The sequence below is a fragment of the Planktothrix prolifica NIVA-CYA 540 genome (assembly GCF_963864145.1).
GTDB classification, from domain to species: Bacteria; Cyanobacteriota; Cyanobacteriia; order Cyanobacteriales; family Microcoleaceae; genus Planktothrix; species Planktothrix agardhii.
In genome coordinates, this window is the sequence record NZ_CAWLTW010000001.1 from 4,242,296 (window position 1) to 4,262,651 (window position 20,356).

General features: G+C 40.0%; 15 protein-coding genes. 6 read left to right on the plus strand and 9 right to left on the minus strand.

From position 1 onward, the window contains the following. Position 1: 1 nt before the first annotated feature. Together AC559H_RS18690 and AC559H_RS18695 are read right to left on the minus strand one after the other, a co-directional pair. Entirely contained in the window at positions 2–2,272 is a 2,271-nt protein-coding gene (locus tag AC559H_RS18690; protein WP_026795302.1) for an nSTAND1 domain-containing NTPase, read from the minus strand. A gap of 166 nt (positions 2,273–2,438) precedes the next feature. Beyond that, the gene (locus AC559H_RS18695; RefSeq protein WP_026795301.1) at positions 2,439–3,296 is read right to left on the minus strand and encodes an amino acid ABC transporter substrate-binding protein; all 858 of its coding nucleotides are present in this window, start codon (positions 3,294–3,296) and stop codon (positions 2,439–2,441) included. A gap of 156 nt (positions 3,297–3,452) precedes the next feature. Here AC559H_RS18695 and lpdA point away from each other — a divergent pair, with 156 nt between their 5' ends. Then, positions 3,453–4,883 (plus strand): dihydrolipoyl dehydrogenase, encoded by a 1,431-nt coding sequence (gene lpdA, locus AC559H_RS18700; RefSeq protein WP_026795300.1) that lies wholly within the window; start codon positions 3,453–3,455, stop codon positions 4,881–4,883. 188 nt (positions 4,884–5,071) lie between these two features. On the opposite strand, the gene AC559H_RS18705 is transcribed toward lpdA, so the two are convergent. Next, positions 5,072–5,320: a hypothetical protein gene (locus AC559H_RS18705; protein ID WP_026795299.1), complete on the minus strand. Its 249-nt coding sequence runs from the start codon at positions 5,318–5,320 to the stop codon at positions 5,072–5,074. A 164-nt stretch (positions 5,321–5,484) separates the two neighbouring features. On the opposite strand from AC559H_RS18705, the gene AC559H_RS18710 reads away from it, so the two are divergent. From AC559H_RS18710 to AC559H_RS18720, 3 genes are all read left to right on the plus strand, one after another. Further along, positions 5,485–5,856 (plus strand): hypothetical protein, encoded by a 372-nt coding sequence (locus tag AC559H_RS18710; protein ID WP_026795298.1) that lies wholly within the window; start codon positions 5,485–5,487, stop codon positions 5,854–5,856. Positions 5,857–5,947: 91 nt separating this feature from the next. Beyond that, complete coding sequence (locus AC559H_RS18715; protein WP_036831190.1) at positions 5,948–6,625, plus strand: Uma2 family endonuclease; 678 nt, start codon at positions 5,948–5,950, stop codon at positions 6,623–6,625. Between the two features lie 288 nt (positions 6,626–6,913). Further along, positions 6,914–8,002, plus strand: a complete 1,089-nt coding sequence (locus tag AC559H_RS18720; RefSeq protein ID WP_026798571.1) for a DUF3474 domain-containing protein — start codon at positions 6,914–6,916, stop codon at positions 8,000–8,002. A 99-nt stretch (positions 8,003–8,101) separates the two neighbouring features. Here the strand turns inward: AC559H_RS18720 and AC559H_RS18725 are convergent, their stop codons facing one another. From AC559H_RS18725 to groL, 3 genes are all read right to left on the minus strand, one after another. Next, positions 8,102–8,818: a hypothetical protein gene (locus tag AC559H_RS18725; protein ID WP_193372502.1), complete on the minus strand. Its 717-nt coding sequence runs from the start codon at positions 8,816–8,818 to the stop codon at positions 8,102–8,104. A 90-nt stretch (positions 8,819–8,908) separates the two neighbouring features. After that, the gene (locus AC559H_RS18730; RefSeq protein ID WP_026795296.1) at positions 8,909–12,442 is read right to left on the minus strand and encodes a WD40 domain-containing protein; all 3,534 of its coding nucleotides are present in this window, start codon (positions 12,440–12,442) and stop codon (positions 8,909–8,911) included. A 205-nt stretch (positions 12,443–12,647) separates the two neighbouring features. Next, positions 12,648–14,333 (minus strand): chaperonin GroEL, encoded by a 1,686-nt coding sequence (gene groL / locus AC559H_RS18735; protein ID WP_026795295.1) that lies wholly within the window; start codon positions 14,331–14,333, stop codon positions 12,648–12,650. Between the two features lie 201 nt (positions 14,334–14,534). Between groL and AC559H_RS18740 the strand changes: the two genes are divergently transcribed. Further along, positions 14,535–14,945: a HEPN domain-containing protein gene (locus AC559H_RS18740; RefSeq protein WP_026788052.1), complete on the plus strand. Its 411-nt coding sequence runs from the start codon at positions 14,535–14,537 to the stop codon at positions 14,943–14,945. Further along, complete coding sequence (locus tag AC559H_RS18745; protein WP_043937825.1) at positions 14,924–15,343, plus strand: hypothetical protein; 420 nt, start codon at positions 14,924–14,926, stop codon at positions 15,341–15,343. The genes AC559H_RS18740 and AC559H_RS18745 overlap by 22 nt, the downstream gene beginning before the upstream one ends. Positions 15,344–15,729: 386 nt before the next feature. On the opposite strand, the gene AC559H_RS18750 is transcribed toward AC559H_RS18745, so the two are convergent. The 3 genes from AC559H_RS18750 to AC559H_RS18760 all read right to left on the minus strand — a co-directional run bounded on the left by AC559H_RS18750 (position 15,730) and on the right by AC559H_RS18760 (position 19,878). Further along, positions 15,730–17,514: a sensor histidine kinase gene (locus AC559H_RS18750; RefSeq protein ID WP_026788051.1), complete on the minus strand. Its 1,785-nt coding sequence runs from the start codon at positions 17,512–17,514 to the stop codon at positions 15,730–15,732. A 113-nt stretch (positions 17,515–17,627) separates the two neighbouring features. After that, positions 17,628–17,855: a type II toxin-antitoxin system CcdA family antitoxin gene (locus AC559H_RS18755; RefSeq protein WP_026788050.1), complete on the minus strand. Its 228-nt coding sequence runs from the start codon at positions 17,853–17,855 to the stop codon at positions 17,628–17,630. Between the two features lie 208 nt (positions 17,856–18,063). Beyond that, positions 18,064–19,878, minus strand: a complete 1,815-nt coding sequence (locus tag AC559H_RS18760; protein WP_026795294.1) for a transglycosylase domain-containing protein — start codon at positions 19,876–19,878, stop codon at positions 18,064–18,066. Positions 19,879–20,356 lie beyond the last annotated feature (478 nt).

Genomic DNA, 20,356 nt, shown 5'->3' on the forward strand with positions numbered 1-20,356 from the left:
ACTAATCAGCATTAATCCAACGAAACACAGAAGCGATCGCCCGGTTGACAAAACTATTGGGTTTCTCCTCAATAATTTTGCGTTGAGCTTGATCTCGTTCTAGTTCTAATTTAGCAATTAATCGTTCTCCTTTTTGTTCACGAATCAAAGCGACTAAATAATCATGGGTAAGTTGATATCGATCATCGGGGATATCCGGGAGGTGTAGAATTAATCCTTCCTCTACTAAGACTGCTAATAGGGGTTCAATTTTACTAAATTCTGTGTTTAATTCTTCGGCGAGTTCTTTGCTGGTTTTCAGGGGACGACGTTCTTGTTCACTGGTTAGAACATTGAGAATTTTAATTACTATTCGTTCATTTTTGGCACTACAATCTCGAATGATTTCATCCAAAAACTGCTCTAATATTTTTTGTCTGGGATGTTCTCCAAGTTTTCTGTATTGTTCTAGGGTTTGAATATCATTAGATTGCAATTGGGTTCCAATCAGTTGCAATTCAATTGGTCTAATTTGATCAATATTAACAGTTAAATCCTGAATTAATTGATTCATTAAATCAGGTTCCATCGTGAACTGAGCTCGTTCAATTTGATTTTGAATTAAAGTTTTTGCTTGATTTAAAGTAAAGTTTTCCAAACCATAAAGCACTTTTTTTGAGAGGATTTCAGCCTGAATAACATCCTCTAAATTAGTTTGGCGATCGCATTCTAACAAATAATGTAAAGCATCATCTCTTAATGAGAGTAAAATTTTAATTGAATTCAAACTCAAACTTTCTTTTAAAAATTCATAAAAGGGTAATCGTTGTTCTAACTGTTTACACACCACAAAAAATTCTTCAAATTGGTCAAAAATCAAGACCGTTGGAATTTGATTTTGATCATTGCGTTTGAGTAAATTGACAACGGAATTCAAGTTCCAGGTTTTCGGGTTAGGTTCTCGTAACCAGTCGGTATAAATTCTGAGTAAAATTGGTGTAGCAACTTTAGAATTACCTGAACGTTCTTCTAACAGCTTGGGTATAATTCCTGCATTCAGTAATGAACTTTTACCCACCCCAGAATCCCCATGCAGAATAATCAGTTTATATTCCGGGTCTTGAATCCGTTCAAATAGGGCTTGAACGTCCTTTAAACGGTCGGAATTTTCAATTTCTACAGCAATAGATTGTTGTTCTTCATTGGGTTTAGATTGGGCTTGTAAGGTACGAACTCCGATAAAGGCGCGTAACCCATACTGATATTCTATTTTAATTTTTTCTTCTTTTAAACGGGAGGCTTGAATATATAAATCTTGATCAAAATAAAGTTTGTGTAACGCTGTCAAAATTCTGAGATAACCTTTGGGGTCATCTTCAAGACTGGTTCTTTTTAAGGCTTCTTCGAGTTTATTAACCGTTGTTTCCCACTGTTGTAATTCCTGTTTGGATTCCGTGAGTAAATAAAGATAGGAATTATTAGAACTGGCGGTGGTACTCATCGGGTCACTGTAGGCGGATTGACCTTGAATAGCTAAAGCTAACTCCGCTAATTGATTGGCGTGCGCCCATTTAGATTCATGTAAAGCGGCTTCAGCCAAAAAACCATAATCCTTGGCTAACTGGATTTCTGAACCATAGGAAATGTGTAATTCAATAGCTTTTTTGGCTGCTTTTTGCAGTCCGTCCCATTCCTCTAATTGTCTTAAAACTGTGGTTAATTCCCCAATAAATTTAGACATTAAATCAGGGCGATTGACTTTCTCAAAAATTTCTAAGCTTTTCTCAAAATAGTTCCTAGCCTCTTGCAAATTTTGAGTATTTTTTGCTTGATTATCGGACTGACCCAGGGTAAGAAAACATAACCCCAAATGGAATAAAACTCCCCCCATTTGTTCGATAAATTGATTGGGTAGAATAGTTTCTCGGTTAGCCATAGAAAGCATCTCTAAATTGCCTTTGGCTAAAGCTGGTGGCCAATATTCTAAACTGCGACGATAATGGTAAAGAGTCGCTTCTAAGTCATGATTCTCGTAGGCTTCTCGACCTAAAATAAATTGTAATCCAGCGATTAAGGTGGGTAATAATTGCTGATAGTTATTTTGTCGAACTTGCTGAAGAATGACTTTAAATTCAGCATAGGAGTCTCCCAAAAGCGTAGCATTGCTTTGGAATATCTCCGTATTGGGATCTAAAATTCCGGTAAACACCTGCTCAACACAGCGATTCAGAAATAGAATGGATGGAGAGGAAGGATTACTGGGAACAGCTTTTGGGGGAGTGATATCGCTCATTACAATTGCCTCAGACTGGGTGTAGTCTTAGAAGTATTAATAGTGTGGCATTTTTTGAATTAAAAAACAATGGTTGGGAAAAGAATCGAGGTATCCCTGGATATTTTCAAGGATACCCGTTTAAAGATTAAACCTTGTGGTTGGCTGACTTAGCAATTTTCCCGGTTTATTGTAAACATTTATTATGAGCCGCTTCGAGGGTTTTTACATAGTCTGAATCTTTTCCGTATAATCCCGTTAAAATATTAACTGTTTCTTCGACTAAAATCAAGGAATTTACCGTATTAATCCAAGACATATCTCCGGCGGGGAGAATCATTCCATAAAATTCACAGGTTAAGGGTTCTTTGGGAATTAAAGCATAATCTTGAGGTTTTATTTCTGGATTTCTGAGCACTTCTCCAATTAATAATAATCCGTCGCTGGCGAAGGCATTTAAACGACCTTGAACTACATCTTCAACGGCATTTTTTCGACCGTCAACTCCTGGGTATTCTACAACTTTTGCTAAGGAATAGCGACTGCTAATAAACTGTTGGGTTAAGGATGCAGGTAAAACCCCAATGGAAATAGCTTCTAAAGCTCCCGATGGTTGAATATAAGATTGATTATCCGGTCTAACTAATAAGTGAACTCCCGTGGCTAAAAACCGATCAGAATAAGTAATACCTGGTTCTGGATTCCTCAAAATTGTATTAGGGCCACATTCTAAATGAACTTTTCCTTCCCTGACTAATTGTTCCCGATTTTGTAAATTTGAGGGAATTAATTGTACCTCTATGGGTTTACTTAGTTTTAACTGTTTTTGCAATCTTTCTCCTAATAAATCCATTAATTCAATACAATATCCCTCCCACTTTCCATCGGATGTAACAAATCCTAATGGGGGTGCATCTTGTCGAACTCCTGCTTTTAAAACTCCGGTTTTTTTGATATCTTCTAAAACTGTTCCAGCAAAACTTTGTAAAGGAAAAAGTACCGATAAAATCAGGCTTAATGTAACAGTTGCGAGTTTGGTTTTCATGTTATGATCAGGATGACAAACACAGTAATCGAGTCTAGCTTACCGCAAAAAGCCGGGGGCAGACCAAACTAATTTTAGGTTTGTAAAGGTTATTGAGTTGGCAAGGGACAGGGAAAACGGTAATATTTTTTAATCCCAATAGAGTAGTAACAGAATATGGATTACGATTTAGTGATTATTGGTGCGGGAGTGGGCGGACATGGTGCTGCTATCCACGCCGTCGGTTGTGGCTTGAAAACCGCAATTATTGAAGCCGCGGACATGGGGGGAACTTGTGTTAACCGAGGCTGTATTCCCTCTAAAGCGTTATTAGCGGCGTCGGGACGGGTCAGAGAATTACATAATACCCATCACTTAAAAAATTTAGGGATTCAGTTAGGACAAGTCAGTTTTGATCGTGAACAAATTGCTAACCATGCTGATAATATTGTCACTAAACTTCGGGGTGACTTGACTAATAGTTTGAAGCGGTTAGGGGTTGATGTAATTCAAGGTTGGGGTAAAATTGCCGGGGCGAATAAAGTTACCGTTGAAACTACTAACGGAGAAAAAACAATTACCGCTAAAGATATTATTTTAGCACCGGGTTCTGTGCCTTTTGTTCCCCCAGGAATTACGATTGATCATCAAACAGTTTTTACCAGTGATGATGCGGTTAAATTAGCATCCCTACCCCAATGGATTGCGATTATTGGAAGTGGTTATATCGGATTAGAATTTTCTGATATTTATACGGCTTTAGGTTGTGAAGTTACCATGATTGAAGCCTTAGATCAATTAATGCCAACTTTTGATCCTGATATTGCTAAATTAGCTCAACGGGTTTTAATTAATCCCAGGGATATTGAAACTAAAGTCGGGAAATTAGCCTTAAAAGTAACTCCGGGTTCTCCGGTTATTATTGAGTTAGCCGATACTAAAACTAAAGAAGTAGAAGAAGTCCTAGAAGTGGATGCTTGTTTGGTCGCCACTGGACGGATTCCGGTGAGTAAAAATTTAGGTTTAGAATCGGTGAATGTTGAACCTATTCGGGGCGGTTTTATTCCTACGAATGATCATTTAGAGGTATTATCTGGAGGTGAACCTGTTCCCCATTTATGGGCGATTGGAGATGTTACGGGTAAAATGATGTTAGCCCATACCGCATCCGCCCAGGGAGTCGCCGTTGTAGAGACTATTTGCGGACGTCCTCGCGCGGTGGATTATCGCAGTATTCCGGCGGCTGCTTTTACCCATCCTGAAATTAGTTATGTGGGTTTAAATGAACCTGCGGCGAAGGAATTAGGACAAACAGAAGGGTTTGAAATTGCAACGGTAAAAACCTATTTTAAGGGTAATTCTAAAGCAATTGCGGAGGGAGAAACCGAAGGTATGGCTAAAGTGATTTATCGGAAAGATACGGGGGAAATTTTAGGAGTTCATATCTTTGGTCTTCATGCTTCTGATTTAATTCAAGAAGCGGCAAATGCTATGTATCACCGTCAATCTGTCCATGATTTAGTGTTCTCGGTTCATACTCATCCCACCCTTTCAGAAGTGCTTGATGAAGCCTACAAACGGGCTGTTTTTAGTGTTGGGGGTCATTAGATTTAATATTCCTAAACCTCCCTTTTTAAGCTCTCCAGGGCTGTTTAATTACCCCTTGTAAATGTATGACCCAACCCCCAAACCCATAAGATGTAAGGTGAGGGGGAGAGGTCACACCAGTTAGGGCTATATTTCTGAAGTTAATTAAAACTTTTAATTAAACTGATTTTAAATTTAAAAGAAACAGTTTATCCTTCATGATCTTTTAATATATCTTCTAAAATCTCAGGACTTAATCCTTTCGCAACGGCTTTTTGACCGATTTCACTCATCGTTTGTCGCAATTTATTAATAGCCATTTTTCGAGATATCGTTTGACTTTTCAATAAAAAGGCAATTCTAGTTTCTATCTGTTGTTTTTCTTGTTCGTTAGCCTGGCGGTAACTTTCAGCAATATCAACAGGAACTTTAATTGTAATTTCTTCTAGGTATGTCATCGGTGATTTTACCTCAATTATTATATCCTGCGGTTTAGGATGTTCTCTTAGTATAACAGTACATAAACCCAGTTTCTGAAAAAAACGGTTTTTTTGAGGTCGGGTTACAAAATTAACCTTGAATTTGATATAATCAATTTTATATTAAGTTGGAGGATTAGTCTATGTCTTTTTACCATCAAAACCTAGAGGCTTTTTTGAAATTACTAGAAGAACAGCCTCAATTATTTATTGACTCACACCGTCAAGAATTAATCGAGTTAATTGAACCCTTACCCGATGATATTGAAACTTTGTCAATTGCGATCGCTAGTTGGTATGAAAACTATGATGATATTGTTGATGCTCAGTTAGAAATTCTGAATAGTTATATTTTAATTAATAACGATTCTGAAAAAACATCAACTTCAGAATTAGCATTAGCTCGTTTACCCCTAACTAATATTAGTTCTGTTCCCAAACCCAAACTTGAGTTAAACAAAGAAACTTTAAAAAATGCAATTCAACCCTTATCAAAAATAACTCCTCCTCAATAAAAACAATCTTTGTCGATTTAATATCAATCTATTCGACAAATGATTCAAAGTTACGCTAAACTATATTTATCCTAATTGGGTTAACCTGTTTATGTTTATTGTTGATCACGAACCCGCTAACCTTCAAAGATTAGAACAACCGGAAGAATTTGATGATATTATATTTCCACCTAGTGATTTATGGAGTGAGGAACCTCCCGTGGAAAGTGATTTACACCGCAGACAAATTGATCTCCTGATTCATCTTTTAGAGTGGTGGTGGCGAAACCGTCAAGATTTTTATGTTTCTGGAAATTTAACTATCTATTTTAACCCGAATCAAAAAAAATCACAGGATTTTAGAGGGCCAGATTTCTTTGTGGTTTTAGACACAGAACGCAAACCCAGACGCAGTTGGATGATTTGGGAAGAAGGAAAATATCCTAATATTATTATTGAACTTTTATCTCCATCCACGGCAGAAATTGATAAAGGATTAAAAAAACAACTCTATCAAGATAACTTTCGCACCTTTGATTATTTTTGGTTTGATCCTGATACCTTAGAATTAGCCGGATTTCATTTAGTTGAGGGTAAATATCAACCCCTTGAATCTAATTCTCAAGGATGGTTATGGAGTCAACAATTAGAATTATTTTTGGGTGTTTATAACTCCCAATTGCGTTTTTTTACCTCAGATGGTCAACTTCTCCCCACTCCCGAAGAAGCAGCAATAGCAGCAGAAATATTATTAGCAAAATATCGAGAACAATTTGGGGAGTTACCCTAATTGGTCATAATAATTCCCAAATATAAAACGTTGTTGGGCTTTAGCCCTCCGGAGAGGGCTAAAGCCCAACAACAAATCTGGAGGTATGGAAGACCCACCCCTGGCCGAGATTGGCCAAATAATTTCGATCATTTAAGATTTGTTGCGAAAATTAACATCTAATCAAGGTAAAATAAAAGCCGTTCAGAACCGCAGTTTAGGTTAGCATCCCAAACCCTGATGTTTACGATTCAGTTTGGGGTAAAAACACAACTGGGGACTACTCACTCAGATTCAATCAAAATATCTGTGCAATCATCCAATAATAAGTCTAACCAGGCCACCCTTAGTGCCTCAGAAACCAGGAAATCAGAGTTACCCTTTACTCTCCAAGATATCAGGGCGGCAATTCCTGCCCAGTGTTTTGAACCCTCGGTTTGGAAATCTCTGAGTTATTTCTTTATTGATATTTCGATCATCGCAGGTCTGTATTTTATCGCCTATAAACTCGATTCTTGGCTGTTTTTCCCCATTTTTTGGGTGATGCAAGGAACGATGTTTTGGGCGTTATTTGTTGTGGGCCATGATTGCGGTCACGGGTCTTTCTCCAAAATTAAATGGCTGAATAACTTAATTGGCCATTTATCCCATATTCCGATTCTAGTTCCCTATCACGGTTGGCGCATCAGCCACAGAACCCATCACGCCAATACCGGAAATATTGATACCGATGAAAGTTGGCATCCGGTAACGGAAAGTACGTTCAATAAGATGGTTTGGTATGAAAAGCTGTTGCCCTTTTATATCCCCTTAGTCGCCTATCCGGTTTATCTGTTCCGTAGTTCTTCTCCCCTTCGTAAAGGCTCTCACTTTTTACCGAGTAGCCCTATGTTTAAAGAGTCCGAAAAATGGGATATTATTACCAGTACATCTTTGATGATCGTGATGGTAAGCTTTTTAGGGTTTATCACCTATCAGTTTGGCTGGGTGTTTTTCCTGCAATACTATTTCATGCCCTATTTCGTGTTTGTGATGTGGCTAGATTTAGTTACTTACTTACATCATACGGAGGCTGATATTCCCTGGTATCGGGGGGAAGATTGGTATTTCCTAAAAGGGGCTTTATCAACCATTGACCGAGATTATGGCTTTATTAATCCCATTCATCATAATATCGGAACTCACGTTGCCCATCACATTTTCTTGAATATGCCCCACTATCATTTAAAAACAGCAACGGAAGCAATTAAACCCCTACTGGGTGACTATTATCGTTGTTCTGATGAACCGATTTGGAAAAGTTTTATTCAATCCTATTGGTCTTGTCATTTTGTTCCTGATAACGGGTCAAAAGTCTATTATCAATCAGGTTGGAAAGCTGACAAAACCGTTGATTAACTATAAACCAGAAACCGGGTTTGTATCCTAAATGATTTATGGTAGTAGGGGTAATTCATGAATTACCCCTACGGCAAAAACCCGTTTTTTTTCCTGGAATTATTGAATTTTAACAGTTAATTGATAACTAGCATTCCCTCGGGTTCCACCCACAATAATCTCATAATTTCCGGTGGCGGGTAATTTCAAACTAGACTGGGTAGCTTCGGTTTTCAAAACCTGCCCATTGGGGGCAATTACATCAAAAACAGCGTTATTTTCTAAAGCGGTAATTTTAAGATCCATTCTTTGACCTTGGTTGGCTTTTAATAAATAAATATTGCGAGTTCCTCGCACTACCGACTGACTCACAGTTGCTGAATTTTTCCCCGGTGCAAAACGAATTTGAGAGACTAAACAGGGTTGTTTTTTATAAACTATTCGTCCCGTATTTAAAGAGTCTGCATTTAACGTCCAAGTTTCCTTAGTTTTTTGAGTATCTAACTCAATTTTTGTGGTAATATTCAAGTTTAATTTATTGCCATTTTTCGTTCCTTGTAATATTTGGGTATAGGACGTATAGTAGGATGCTTTTTGATTATGAATCGTAGCTTCAACCCGACCCGTGACTTTATTTCCATCAAGATAAATTCGGGCGATGGAGTCCATATTATCATCAGCAATAGAAAAACAATAGCCTTGAATGGAGGAAGCGGGGCTAGAATTTTGAGCTAATTGTATGGAAGAATTGGGTACAAAGGAGGCTAAAGAATTTATCTGAGGTGCAACATTCAGAAACGTTCCTGCAATAGCCAAAAATCCTAATAATTTGATCATTATTTTTACCTTGTTATTGTTTGTTGACGGTTAAGTGCTTATTCCCATTACCCATTACCTATTACCTATTACCCATTACCTATTCCCTGACTACTGACATAATATTCGATCTTCGGGACTTAGTTGGGAATTGGTTTTTAAATAATCCTTGATCCAGTCACAAGCATAGGCGAATTCATTCAAGTTTAAAACTTGATCTAAGTTCCATAATATCACTGTTTTATCTTCACTAACGGAAGCCAGAGTTTGACCATCGGGACTAAATTTAACATTATAAACTTGATCATTATGACCATTCAAAGTTTTAATTAAAGTACCATCGAGTTTCCAAAGTTTAATCGTGTTGTCCTGACTTGCTGATGCCAATAACTTTTGGTCAGGACTGAAGGCGACGGCCATCACGGTTGCGGTGTGTCCCTTGAGGGTATTTTCATAAATAAAGGATTTAGTCCTAGGGTTCCAACGCCATAATTTTACGGTTTCATCCCGACTGGCGGAGGCTAAAATCTGTCCATCGGGACTCAAAGCCAGTCCCCAAATCCCATCTTGATGACCGGTTAATGTTTGTAGGAGTTGACCGTTGAATTTCCAGAGTTTTATGGTTTTATCGTCAGAACTCGAAGCAATCCAATCACCCGTGGGCGCAATTGCTATTCCCCAAACTTGACCATTATGATTCTTCAAAGTTTGGCGGAGTGTTCCATCGATTCCCCAAATTTTCACCGATTCATCCCAACTTGCAGAAATCAAGGATTGATTATCGGGGGTAAATTTTATCCCCCAAACCCCGGCTTTATGTCCTAATAAGGTTTGATTGGGATTGGTGATAAATGTTCCATTTTTAGCTTTTTTCCAAAGTTTAATCGTCTCATTTGAGGAGGCTGAGGCTAACCATTGACCATTGGAACTAAACTCAACCTGATTAACCCACGAGTTCTGTCCTGTAAGTGTTTGTAATAACTGCCCCTTTTTTGTCCAGAGTTTAATCGTCTGGTCTAAGGATGACGAAGCAATGGTTTGACCATCGGGACTAAAAGCGATTCCCCAAACGCTGTCTTGATGATCGATTAACCGAGTTACTAAATAATCTTTGGTTTTCCAAAGTTTAACACTTTTATCCCAACTTGCTGAAGCGATTATTTGACTATCGGGACTAAAGACAATATCACTTACTTCTCCATTATGTCCGAATAAAGTTTTATAAGGAGTATAAACAGAAGTCTTGGCATCTTTTCGCCAGAGTTGCACTTCTTTATTTCGCATTCCCGCCGCTAAAAATTTCTGATTGGGACTAAATACTACATCCCAAACTGCATTATCAAAGGGGCCTAATGTATTGACTAATAGCCCTTCCCGACTCCACAATTTAATGGTTTTATCTCGACTAGCGGAAGCCAGGGTTTGACCATCGGGACTCCAAGCCACAGCCATCACTTCCCCCTGATGTCCGGTCAGGGTTTTTAACAGTGTGCCATCGGATTTCCAAATTTTAACCGTATTATCGGCACTTCCAGAGGCAAATCTCTGACCATCGGGACTAAAGACAACGGTTCTAATTTCAGCACCATGGGCTGGGATAGTTTTTAATAGTTTCCCATCTATTGTCCACAATTTTATGGTATGATCAAAACTAGCTGATATTAGGATATCTTGATTCGGACTAAAACTAACAGCCAGGACGGGTTCTTTATGTCCATTTAAGGTTCTTAAATAGCTACCATCGGTTTTCCACAATTTAATTGTTTTGTCTCCACTCGCTGAAGCTAGGAGGGGATGACGGGGACTAAATGCTAACCCTATAATACCACCTTCATGTCCTATCAGGGTTTTCCAGAGTGAACCATCGGGTTTCCATAGTTTAACGGTTTTATCCTGACTTCCAGAGGCAATTAAATCTCCTTTGGGGCTAAATTGTACGGTGGAAACCATACTGGTATGCCCCAACAGTTGATTATATTCTTGAATCCCATAAACCGCTTTTTGCAATGTCAATTTTACATTCTGGTGAATTTTTGTATCCACATCCGATAGGGTTTGCAATTTTCGATAGGCTATCATGGATTGAATTAAGGCTTCAAACCTTTGATTTAAAGCAAATAAGGACTCAGATGATTGATTTATAGCTTTAACTTCGTTGATTTTTGCCTGGTGTTCATTCACCCTAGCTTGATGATATTGAAACCCTGAGATTAGACCTAATATAATGGTAATAACTAGGGCACTACTAACAGATATCAGTAAAAATCTTTGCAGTTTTGCGGTCTTTTTTTCTTCGGTTAGTCGGGCTTCTACTTCCAGCATTCTGGCAGCTTCTAAGGATTTTTGAACTTCTTGCCGATCTAATTCTTCACTTTTAGCTAAAAATTGATAATCTAAATCACTAATACTGCGACCACTTGACCAATTTTGGGATTCTTTTAAGGCCTGTCCCCGTAATAGTCGAGAACTATCTTGTTGTTGAGATTCTATCCAAGCATCAAAGCCTTGAGAATAGGGCCGCAGGTTCCTCAATTGTTGGTTAACCCAATCTAAATCAAAGACTTCTTGATAAATCCGATTTTTTACCCGCAGAAACCCGGTATATTTGATCACTAAACCGGATAATATTAGTTCTGATTGTTCGTTACTATCATCGGTTAAAACTTCTAAATTTCGCAGAATATCTTGATAGATTCCTAAAATTCTGCCGATATGATCGGGGTTATTTTGAATTCGGTTACGAATGGTTTTTAAATGTTCGGGTTCATCTTGAGATTCCCATTTATAAATAATCTGCGATCGCACTAATGATTCTACCCAAAATCCTTCGGTTCCGGGGGGAATAATTAATATTTGATTAATTGTTTTTTCGGTAGAATTTATCACCAATTGACATATTTTTTGTGTTAAAAAAGGTTGTCCTCCTGTCCAATTGATGATTTCTTGCATAATGGCTTTAGCATTAGTAATTTTTGGCTCCAAACCTTCAATTAAAGGTTGAACTTCATTCAGGGTAAAACCCGATAATTGAATGGCTTTTCCGATATTAAAGGGGGTACGAGTGCGATCGGAAATTAAAGCTGAAGGGGTAGCAACTCCAAATAAGGCAAAGCTAATCCGGTTATATTCAGGATTAATTGCCCGTTGATTATAACAAAAACGAATTAAAGCAAAAAAATCATCTACTTTAAAATTTAAACTTAAAATACTATCAATTTCATCAACAAAAATAATTAATTTTTGACCAGGAAATTCAACCAATAAAATATCTTCTATAAAATTACTAATACGTTGAATCACAGAAACTTCTGATTCTTCTTTCCACCAATTTTTTAAATTAAATTTACCTAAAAGATTAAATCCGCGCCATAATTCAGTAACTATTCCTTTATACCATTGTTGTTCCGTCACCATTTCGCTACCAATGCGAGTCATATCCAAGGTCGCACACTGAAAACCTTCTTGTTGTAAACGATAACGAGTTTTAACCAATAGGGAAGATTTCCCCATTTGCCGAGAATTTAAAACATAACAAAAATGCCCCTGTTGTAATTGAGAATACAGATCGAAATCCGCTTTTCTGACTACATAAGTCGGAGCATCTTGAGCTAAACTTCCCCCAATTTGATAGGCAGAATTAATCATGTATTACTAATCCAAAATTTAACCCACGCAGGTGGGTTTTGTCTGTGTAGCCGCGATTTGCAATCGCAAGATAGTATTCGGCGAATATAATTCGCTACTACACAAACGAAGTCCACCTGCGTGGACTAAGAGAAAATTCAGGTTTTTAAACCCACAAAGGTGGGTTTTATCTGTTTAGCCGCGATTTGCAATCGCCAGGGATAGGTTACATCATGCCCATGCCACCCATGCCGCCCATGCCGCCCATGCCGCCCATACCGCCCATACCACCCATGCCGCCCATGCCGCCCATGGCATCCATATCGGCGGATTTCTTCTCAGGTTTTTCCACAACTAAGGCTTCAGTTGTTAATACTAATCCTGAAATTGAGGAAGCGTTTTGTAGGGCAGAACGTACCACTTTTGCCGGGTCAATAATCCCAGAAGCAATTAAATCTTCATAGGTTCCAGTTAAGGCATTATAACCAATATTAAAGTCGGTATTGCGGACATTTTCCACCACCACAGCGCCTTCAGCCCCAGCATTACTGGCAATATAAAATAAAGGAGCTTCTAGGGCTTTGGCAATAATTCCCGCCCCAATTTTTTCCTCATCACTCAGTTGAGCTTTCAGTTCATCAACTTTTTTCGCCAGATGAATTAAAGTAGTCCCGCCCCCAGGAACAATCCCTTCTTCTACGGCGGCTTTAGTGGCATTTAAGGCATCTTCAATCCGCAGTTTCCGAGATTTCATTTCCGTTTCGGTGGCAGCCCCCACTTTGATTACAGCCACTCCTCCGGCTAATTTTGCAATTCGCTCTTGGAGTTTTTCCGCATCATATTCAGAGTCGGTTTCTTCCAGTTGACGACGAATTTGTTCAACCCGTTTTTTCACATCGGCTTGAGTTTTGCTATCCGTAACAATAATTGTATTGTCTTTTTCAATGGTGATTGTGTTGGCAGTTCCTAACATATCCAAAGAAACGGTATCTAAACTTAATCCCACTTCTTCAGAAATTAATTGTCCGCCTGTCAAAACCGCAATATCCTGTAATAAAGCTTTGCGACGTTCACCAAAACTTGGGGCTTTAATTGCCGCCACATTTAACACGCCTCTGGCTTTATTCACCACCAAAGTTGCTAAGGCTTCCCCATCAATATCTTCAGCAATAATTAACAGAGGTTGACCCGAACGGGCAATTTTTTCTAAGACCGCAACTAAGTCTTGAATAGAACTAATTTTTTTATCGGTAATTAGAATTCTAGCGTTAGAAAATTCCACCACCATCCGTTCATTATCGGTGATAAAATAGGGGGAAATATATCCCCGGTCGAGTTGCATTCCTTCGACTACATCTAATTCTGTAGTGATGGATTTGGATTCTTCAACGGTAATTACCCCGTCTTTCGTTACCTTGTCCATCGCCAGGGAGATCATCTGACCAATTTCTGGGTCATTTCCCGCCGAAATCGTTGCGACTTGGGCAATTGCATCCCCTTCCACGGGTTTAGCAATAGCCTGAATTTCTTCGACCAAAATCTGAGTAATTTTGTCCATTCCCCGTCTGAGGGCCACAGGGTTGGCGCCTGCTGCGACATTTTTTAACCCTTCACGAATCATGGCTTGGGCTAAAATAGCGGCGGTGGTTGTCCCATCTCCGGCGACTTCATTGGTTTTGGAGGCGACTTCCTGCATCAGTCGGGCGCCAGTATTTTCCAGGGGGTCGGACAGTTGAATTTCTTTAGCGACGGTAATACCATCATTGACGATTTCGGGGGCGCCAAATTTCTTCTCTAATAAGACATTCCGACCTTTGGGGCCAAGGGTGACTCGCACCGCATCGGCTAGGGCATTCACACCTTTTTCTAAGGCTCTACGGGATTCTTCACCAAACGAAACAATTTTAGCCATCTTACAATATCATTAATCACCAATAAGCCACTTTAGCACTCAAGGGTTTCGAGTGCTAGTTCGGAAATCCGTCATTATGGGTAGGTCGGGTTAATCTGAATCTGTCTCTGTTCGCTTGCTGATTGAAAAAAACAAGTTTAAAAGATATTAAAATGGATTTTATAATCAATATGGCGAGTTTTTTGGAGGTATACTAATTTTTTGAATAGACAGAATTTCCAGGAATTAGCACTTACTCGACTTCAAGACGCAAAAGTGCTTTTAGACAATCACCAATATTCCGGTGCTTACTATCTCAGTGGTTATGTGATTGAATGTGCTTTAAAGGCTTGCATCGCTAAAAAAACTCAGCAATATGATTTTCCTGACAAGAACACTGTTATGGACAGTTATACCCATAATTTAGAAAAGCTGGTGACAGGTGCTGACCTTAATAAACAATTAAAGTCTCTCAAAAATGATCCAGATTTTTCACCTAAATGGTCAGAAGTTAGAGACTGGTCAGAAGAAAGCCGTTATAAAAAATATAACCAAGAAGAAGCCCACAATATTTACTCAGCAATTACCGATCCTAATCACGGAGTTTTACAATGGCTACAGCAACATTGGTAAATCAAGAGATAGAAGAAGGTCAAAGATTAATAGATGCTCTCAATACCGCAGGTTTATCAGTTCATTCTGCTTTGTGGCTGTATGCGTCAGAACCGGAAATATGGCACTTGACACTTGCTTTACCTGTGTATGATGATGTAGGTTCACTTAAAACTTATGAGCAGATATTATCCGTTTTTCGCGAAGTTAAACCAGAATTAAAAATTGATTGGACAGCAATTGTCGCTGTTAGTCCTAACGGTGAATTAATTCAGGGTTTAAGTCAAGATCAACAACATTGGAATATAGACTTATCAGGAAGACGCATGACCAATAGTAGGGTTAATCGAATCTTGATTGAAGATGCTTATATTTATCAAATTGGCGAGAATTTACAACTCGGAATTTTACCCGAATAAGGTAGAACCTATTATCCAGGGAATCCCTGGATAATAGCCAGAAACCCGTTTAGCGATTTTATAGCAGGGAATAGCCCCCCCAAACCCCCCGTGCACGGGGGGCTAGGGGGGAGGGATCTGGGGGAAAATACTTCACTGTCTGGGTTCCAAGATTCGTCTGGTGTCCTAACCGCCTTGGCGGGCGCTATAACTCTTAAATCCCGTTGTTTCCTGGCTTAATTTATGTTCTATTTTGAACAAGAAACCAGCGAGCAACAGGAAGCCGAAAAAGATTGGATTGAGCAACAACGTCGAAAATTAGATCAAGTTCGCAAAACAAATTAATATGATTTTAATAGATTATGTAGGGTGAGTAATACCCTATTGGTATCAACCTTTTTCCAAAATCAATTTCTCATACTATGGGGTTCCTGATACAAAGGAAGCGTAAATGTCACCGTTGATCCTAATCCTTCCCCGAGACTATAAAACTTCACCGTTCCTCCCATAGTTTGGACTAATTTTTGTGAAATGACTAATCCTAAACCCGTTCCCCCATATTTTTTGGTATAGCCCCCAGAAACCTGAGAAAAGGCCTTAAATAGTCGATCTTGTTTTTCAATCGGAACCCCAATTCCGGTATCCGCCACCCGAAATTCCAATACTCCTGGAAACTCTTGATTTTGAAATACAAAAGTTTGTTTGAAGATTCCCAAACTAATATTAATTCCCCCTTCATGGGTAAATTTAATTGCATTTCCGACTAAATTCAACATCACCTGGAGTAACCGTTGATAATTCCCATAAACAATCACGTCATCTTCATAAGCTGCCTTTTGAATCGTAAAGGTTAATCCTTTTTCTTGAATTTGCGCCCGGGTAAAATGTTCAACTTCATCTAAAAGTTCATTTACCTTAATTAAAGCCAAGTCAATATCCATTCTCCCGGCTTCAATTTTAGCAATATCTAAAACATCATTAATTAAGTTTAATAAGTGTAAAGCGGCTCGATGGGCTTCTTGAATAAATTCTGCTTCTTCTTCGGGATCATCCACCATCCCATCTAAAACTAACTTTAAAAACCCAATAATTCCATTTAAAGGCGTGCGTAATTCATGGGACGTATTCGCCAGAAATTCACTTTTTAATCGAGAAAGAGCCACCGCTTCCATCCGGGCTTCTTCTAATTCTTGATAGAGGGTAGCATGGGCAATAGCCGTTCCGACATGGGTGGCTAATTCTCGGATAAATTCCACTTCAGCCGATGTCCATTGTCGAAAGCGATCGCACTGCTGCAAACTAATAATCCCATTGGGCTGATCTTGATAGGATGTGGCGACAACTAAAATAGAATAGCGATTATAGGGATCTTGATCTGGCGAGGTGCGCTCGACCACCACCGGTTCTAGGGTCGCTAAAGCCTGCGTCCAGCCCAACTCATTCGCAATGGCTAAATCCAAACCCAACATCATCGGAAATTCTGATCGGCGATACTCCGCCACTACCTGGGTTTGTTGTAAACTCCAACTATCCCCTTTTTCAACTTGATAGGGACATAAAATACAACGACTTACTCCTAAAACCTGCCCTAAACTATTAACCGTTTGTTGCCAAATTTGCTTTAAATCTAAAGTTCGGCGAATTTTTTGGGCAATTTGACTTAATAACCTTTGATAAATATGGGAACTGGGAGAAACCGCACGACAAATGGTTCCAGCAATTTGGATCAGCATTTTTTGCGGAATTTCCAAATTGGAAGGCAGGGAACGATAGGCAACAATCTCCGACATACTCATGTCTAAATTTTCTTCTGGTTGTTCCAGAACACAGCCCATAACCAATACCCGATCCGGTTTTCCATTAGAGACTAAAACAGGAGTCATCGTCAGTTCTAATGGAATATATTGATCTTCATAAGCAAATGAATAAACAAATCTCTCAGGAATTAAACTGGTTAAAACCCGGGTAATTCGATCTTGATAGGGAGAAAGGATAACCGGTTTAAAGTATTCTCCCATTGATGATCCGACAATGGTATCCACAGGTAAAGAATAGCGATCATCTCGTTGCCAATGAAATGATAAATACTCACCTGCGGCATTTTGAATAAAAATCAGATCAGCACCCAAGTTCTGCCAGATCGGGTCAGCCGAAGTCGAACTTGCAAACTGAGAGTTCTCGTCTAAGTTCATTCGGATTAGCGACTAAATAGTGAACAGCGAACAGTTAATCAACTAACTATTCACTTCTTTACTTATAACTGGTAGAGATGCGCCATGGCACGTCTCTACCAGTCATCACTGATTTAATCGTTCCATTCCCCTCGAGGCGGAACCGGAGGGTTTCGTTGCAGTGTCAAAGCCAGTTCATCCTCTGGACGCTCTCCTCTAAGCCATTGGCGTAGGGCTGTCTCAATCACCTTGCTGGGGTCATTAGTGAGATGTTTAATTTGATCGAGTAACTCAGAATCAATGTGAATTGAAACTTCTACTTTCTGAGTCACATTTGGCGAAGAAAATGTATTTTTTTCCATAACAAGTTAGATCCTAACGTATAAAAAAAATTTCCAACAAATAAGGAATAGCGACTACAGCAAATTCCCATATATCAAAAACTCAAAGAATAACTTTTCAGCCGATTCTCATGGAGCCAGACACAGGCATACTTCGCAAGTGGTTCTACTCTCATTCTACTCTCCTCTAGGGAAAAATTGTTCACCCGGGTCAGAACCCCATTCATAATTAAGGTTTGGTATAGGCAGAAGATGGTTTAAAAGAAGTTTCAGGTTTTCCATCTAAGGCTTGTAACATAAAGTCACGCCAGATCGGGGCCACAGTGGTTCCTCCGGTTGATCCATAGGTTAGGGGAGTATAATCATCATTTCCCACCCAAACAGCCGTTGCTAAATCAGGAGTATATCCGGCAAACCAGATATCCCGTTCAGAAGACGTCGTTCCAGTTTTTCCCGCCGCCGGACGTCCAATTTGGGCGCGAGTCGCTGTCCCCCGATTAATCACTCCTTGTAACACACTATTCAGGGATGCCACGGCCCATTGATCCAAGACTAATCGAGGTTTCGGGGTATTATCCAGTAAAATATTGCCCTGACTATCGGTAACTTGGACAATAAACGTGGGTTCAGAGTGCCAGCCATCATTGGCAAAAGTTGCATAAGCTCCGGCCATTTCCATCGGGGTTAAATCCACCGACCCCAAAGGTAGGGAAACGACAGGCTCAATGGGACTCTTAATTCCCAGGACTCGACAAACCTCAATTACCTGATTTAGTCCCACCTCCTGACCCAGTTTGACCGCCGGAATATTCAAGGAATTTTCTAAAGCCGAGCGCACACTCACCGCCCCGGAGAAACCGCCACCGTAGTTCTGGGGAGAATAATAGCCATAGCCATCGGGATAACTCACCGGGCTATCATAAACCGTGGAATCTGGCCCATATTTGCCCGTGGCAAAGGCAGCATAATAAACAAAGGGTTTGAAGGCAGAGCCGGGTTGACGCAGGGCTTGAATCGCCCGATTATACTGACTGGTTTTATAATCAGCCCCCCCCACCATAGCCTTAACAAAATGGGTGCGGGGGTCAATGGCTACCAGGGCAATTTGACCATTTTGTAAATTGTTATAAACCCCTTGATAGTATAAGTTCTGATGCCACTCACTGACGGTTTTCTCCGCCATCCGTTGAAAATTCATATCAATGGTGGTTTGAATCCGCATTCCGCCCTTGATCACCGCTTCCCGACCAAAACGTTCAGAAAGCTCTTGGACAACTGCTTCCGTCACATAGGGAAGACGGCTACTGCTAAAGGAGGTGATTTTGCCCACCAGTAAGGTTTGTTTTTTGGCCGCGGCTTCTTCTTGGGGGGTAATCCACTGAAGTTCCCGCATCCGCTTCAAAACCGTTAACTGTCTTTGTTTGGCTTTTTTGTAATTCGCAAAGGGACTATAATCCTCCGGTGCAGGAATCAGACCCGCCATCATTGCCGATTCCGCCAAAGTCAAATCCTTCGCCGATTTATTAAAATAACTGCGCGATGCGGTTTCTACCCCATAGAGGTTATGACCCCAATAGACCTGATTCAGATACAGTTCTAAAATTTCGTCTTTTGATAAAATCTGTTCTAAACGAATCGCCATCACCGCTTCTGCGGCTTTACGGCTCATGGTACGATTCGGGGATAAAAATAGGTTTTTCACCAACTGCATAGTCAGGGTAGAACCCCCTTCCACCGTGGAACCCCGCTCTAAGTTAGCGACTAACGCCCGCACAATCCCCGTCGGGTTAATGCCTTTGTGATCGAAAAAATTGCTATCTTCAATCGCGATTACAGCCCGTTTTAGATGGGGAGATATCTCGTTGAGGGAGACTACTTCACGGTTGGCTTCATCATGGAGGCTGGCCAGAGGAACCCCCTTAATATCATAGATATGGGTGGTTTCCGTGGGCACATAGTTCTGTAAGACCCGCACATCAGGAAGATTGCGGAAACTGACCGCCAAACCGACTAACCCTCCAGCCACGACCGAACTGGTTAACATCGTAACGCCGAGTAAGGTTCCGGCCGTTACTTTGCTGACCGACTGCACAAAGTCAAACAACGTTGAGGGGTTGTTGACCCTAATATCGCGTGGGATTGCATTAGTTGATGACACGTTTAATTTACTCCCTCAATGAAAACAGGGCTACTTGACACTCTCTAGCATAAACGCTAGAGATTCTTAATTCAGCGACTGACCTTTAAGCACAGTATCTCTTTCGAGCAATATTCAAACCTTTCAATCGTGAAAAGTCACCAATTGACGAGCCTGACTTACGGCAACCCCAGAGGGTCTATCTCCGCTCATCTTACTAGGATACGACCTAGAGTTCGGGCGTGCCCCGCCCTACCTTAATTGATCAAACCAAATTATGTGTTTTCTGGTAATGAGAATGGGTTGATTCTCTAGCTCTGTTTTACAAGGTTTTCGCTACCCTTCTTGTTACTCTCAAGGAGTTTTCAGGTTCGAGGGTGCCGAC

Bases quoted from the DNA above. Each gene is read 5' to 3' on its own strand.
- AC559H_RS18710 (WP_026795298.1), top strand. From the start codon at position 5,485: ATGTCTTTTTACCATCAAAACCTAGAGGCTTTTTTGAAATTACTAGAA.
- lpdA (WP_026795300.1), top strand. From the start codon at position 3,453: ATGGATTACGATTTAGTGATTATTGGTGCGGGAGTGGGCGGACATGGT.
- AC559H_RS18715 (WP_036831190.1), top strand. From the start codon at position 5,948: ATGTTTATTGTTGATCACGAACCCGCTAACCTTCAAAGATTAGAACAA.
- AC559H_RS18745 (WP_043937825.1), top strand. From the start codon at position 14,924: ATGGCTACAGCAACATTGGTAAATCAAGAGATAGAAGAAGGTCAAAGA.
- AC559H_RS18705 (WP_026795299.1), bottom strand. From the start codon at position 5,320: ATGACATACCTAGAAGAAATTACAATTAAAGTTCCTGTTGATATTGCT.
- AC559H_RS18750 (WP_026788051.1), bottom strand. From the start codon at position 17,514: ATGAACTTAGACGAGAACTCTCAGTTTGCAAGTTCGACTTCGGCTGAC.
- AC559H_RS18760 (WP_026795294.1), bottom strand. From the start codon at position 19,878: ATGTTAACCAGTTCGGTCGTGGCTGGAGGGTTAGTCGGTTTGGCGGTC.
- AC559H_RS18755 (WP_026788050.1), bottom strand. From the start codon at position 17,855: ATGGAAAAAAATACATTTTCTTCGCCAAATGTGACTCAGAAAGTAGAA.
- groL (WP_026795295.1), bottom strand. From the start codon at position 14,333: ATGGCTAAAATTGTTTCGTTTGGTGAAGAATCCCGTAGAGCCTTAGAA.
- AC559H_RS18725 (WP_193372502.1), bottom strand. From the start codon at position 8,818: ATGATCAAATTATTAGGATTTTTGGCTATTGCAGGAACGTTTCTGAAT.
- AC559H_RS18690 (WP_026795302.1), bottom strand. From the start codon at position 2,272: ATGAGCGATATCACTCCCCCAAAAGCTGTTCCCAGTAATCCTTCCTCT.
- AC559H_RS18695 (WP_026795301.1), bottom strand. From the start codon at position 3,296: ATGAAAACCAAACTCGCAACTGTTACATTAAGCCTGATTTTATCGGTA.
- AC559H_RS18730 (WP_026795296.1), bottom strand. From the start codon at position 12,442: ATGATTAATTCTGCCTATCAAATTGGGGGAAGTTTAGCTCAAGATGCT.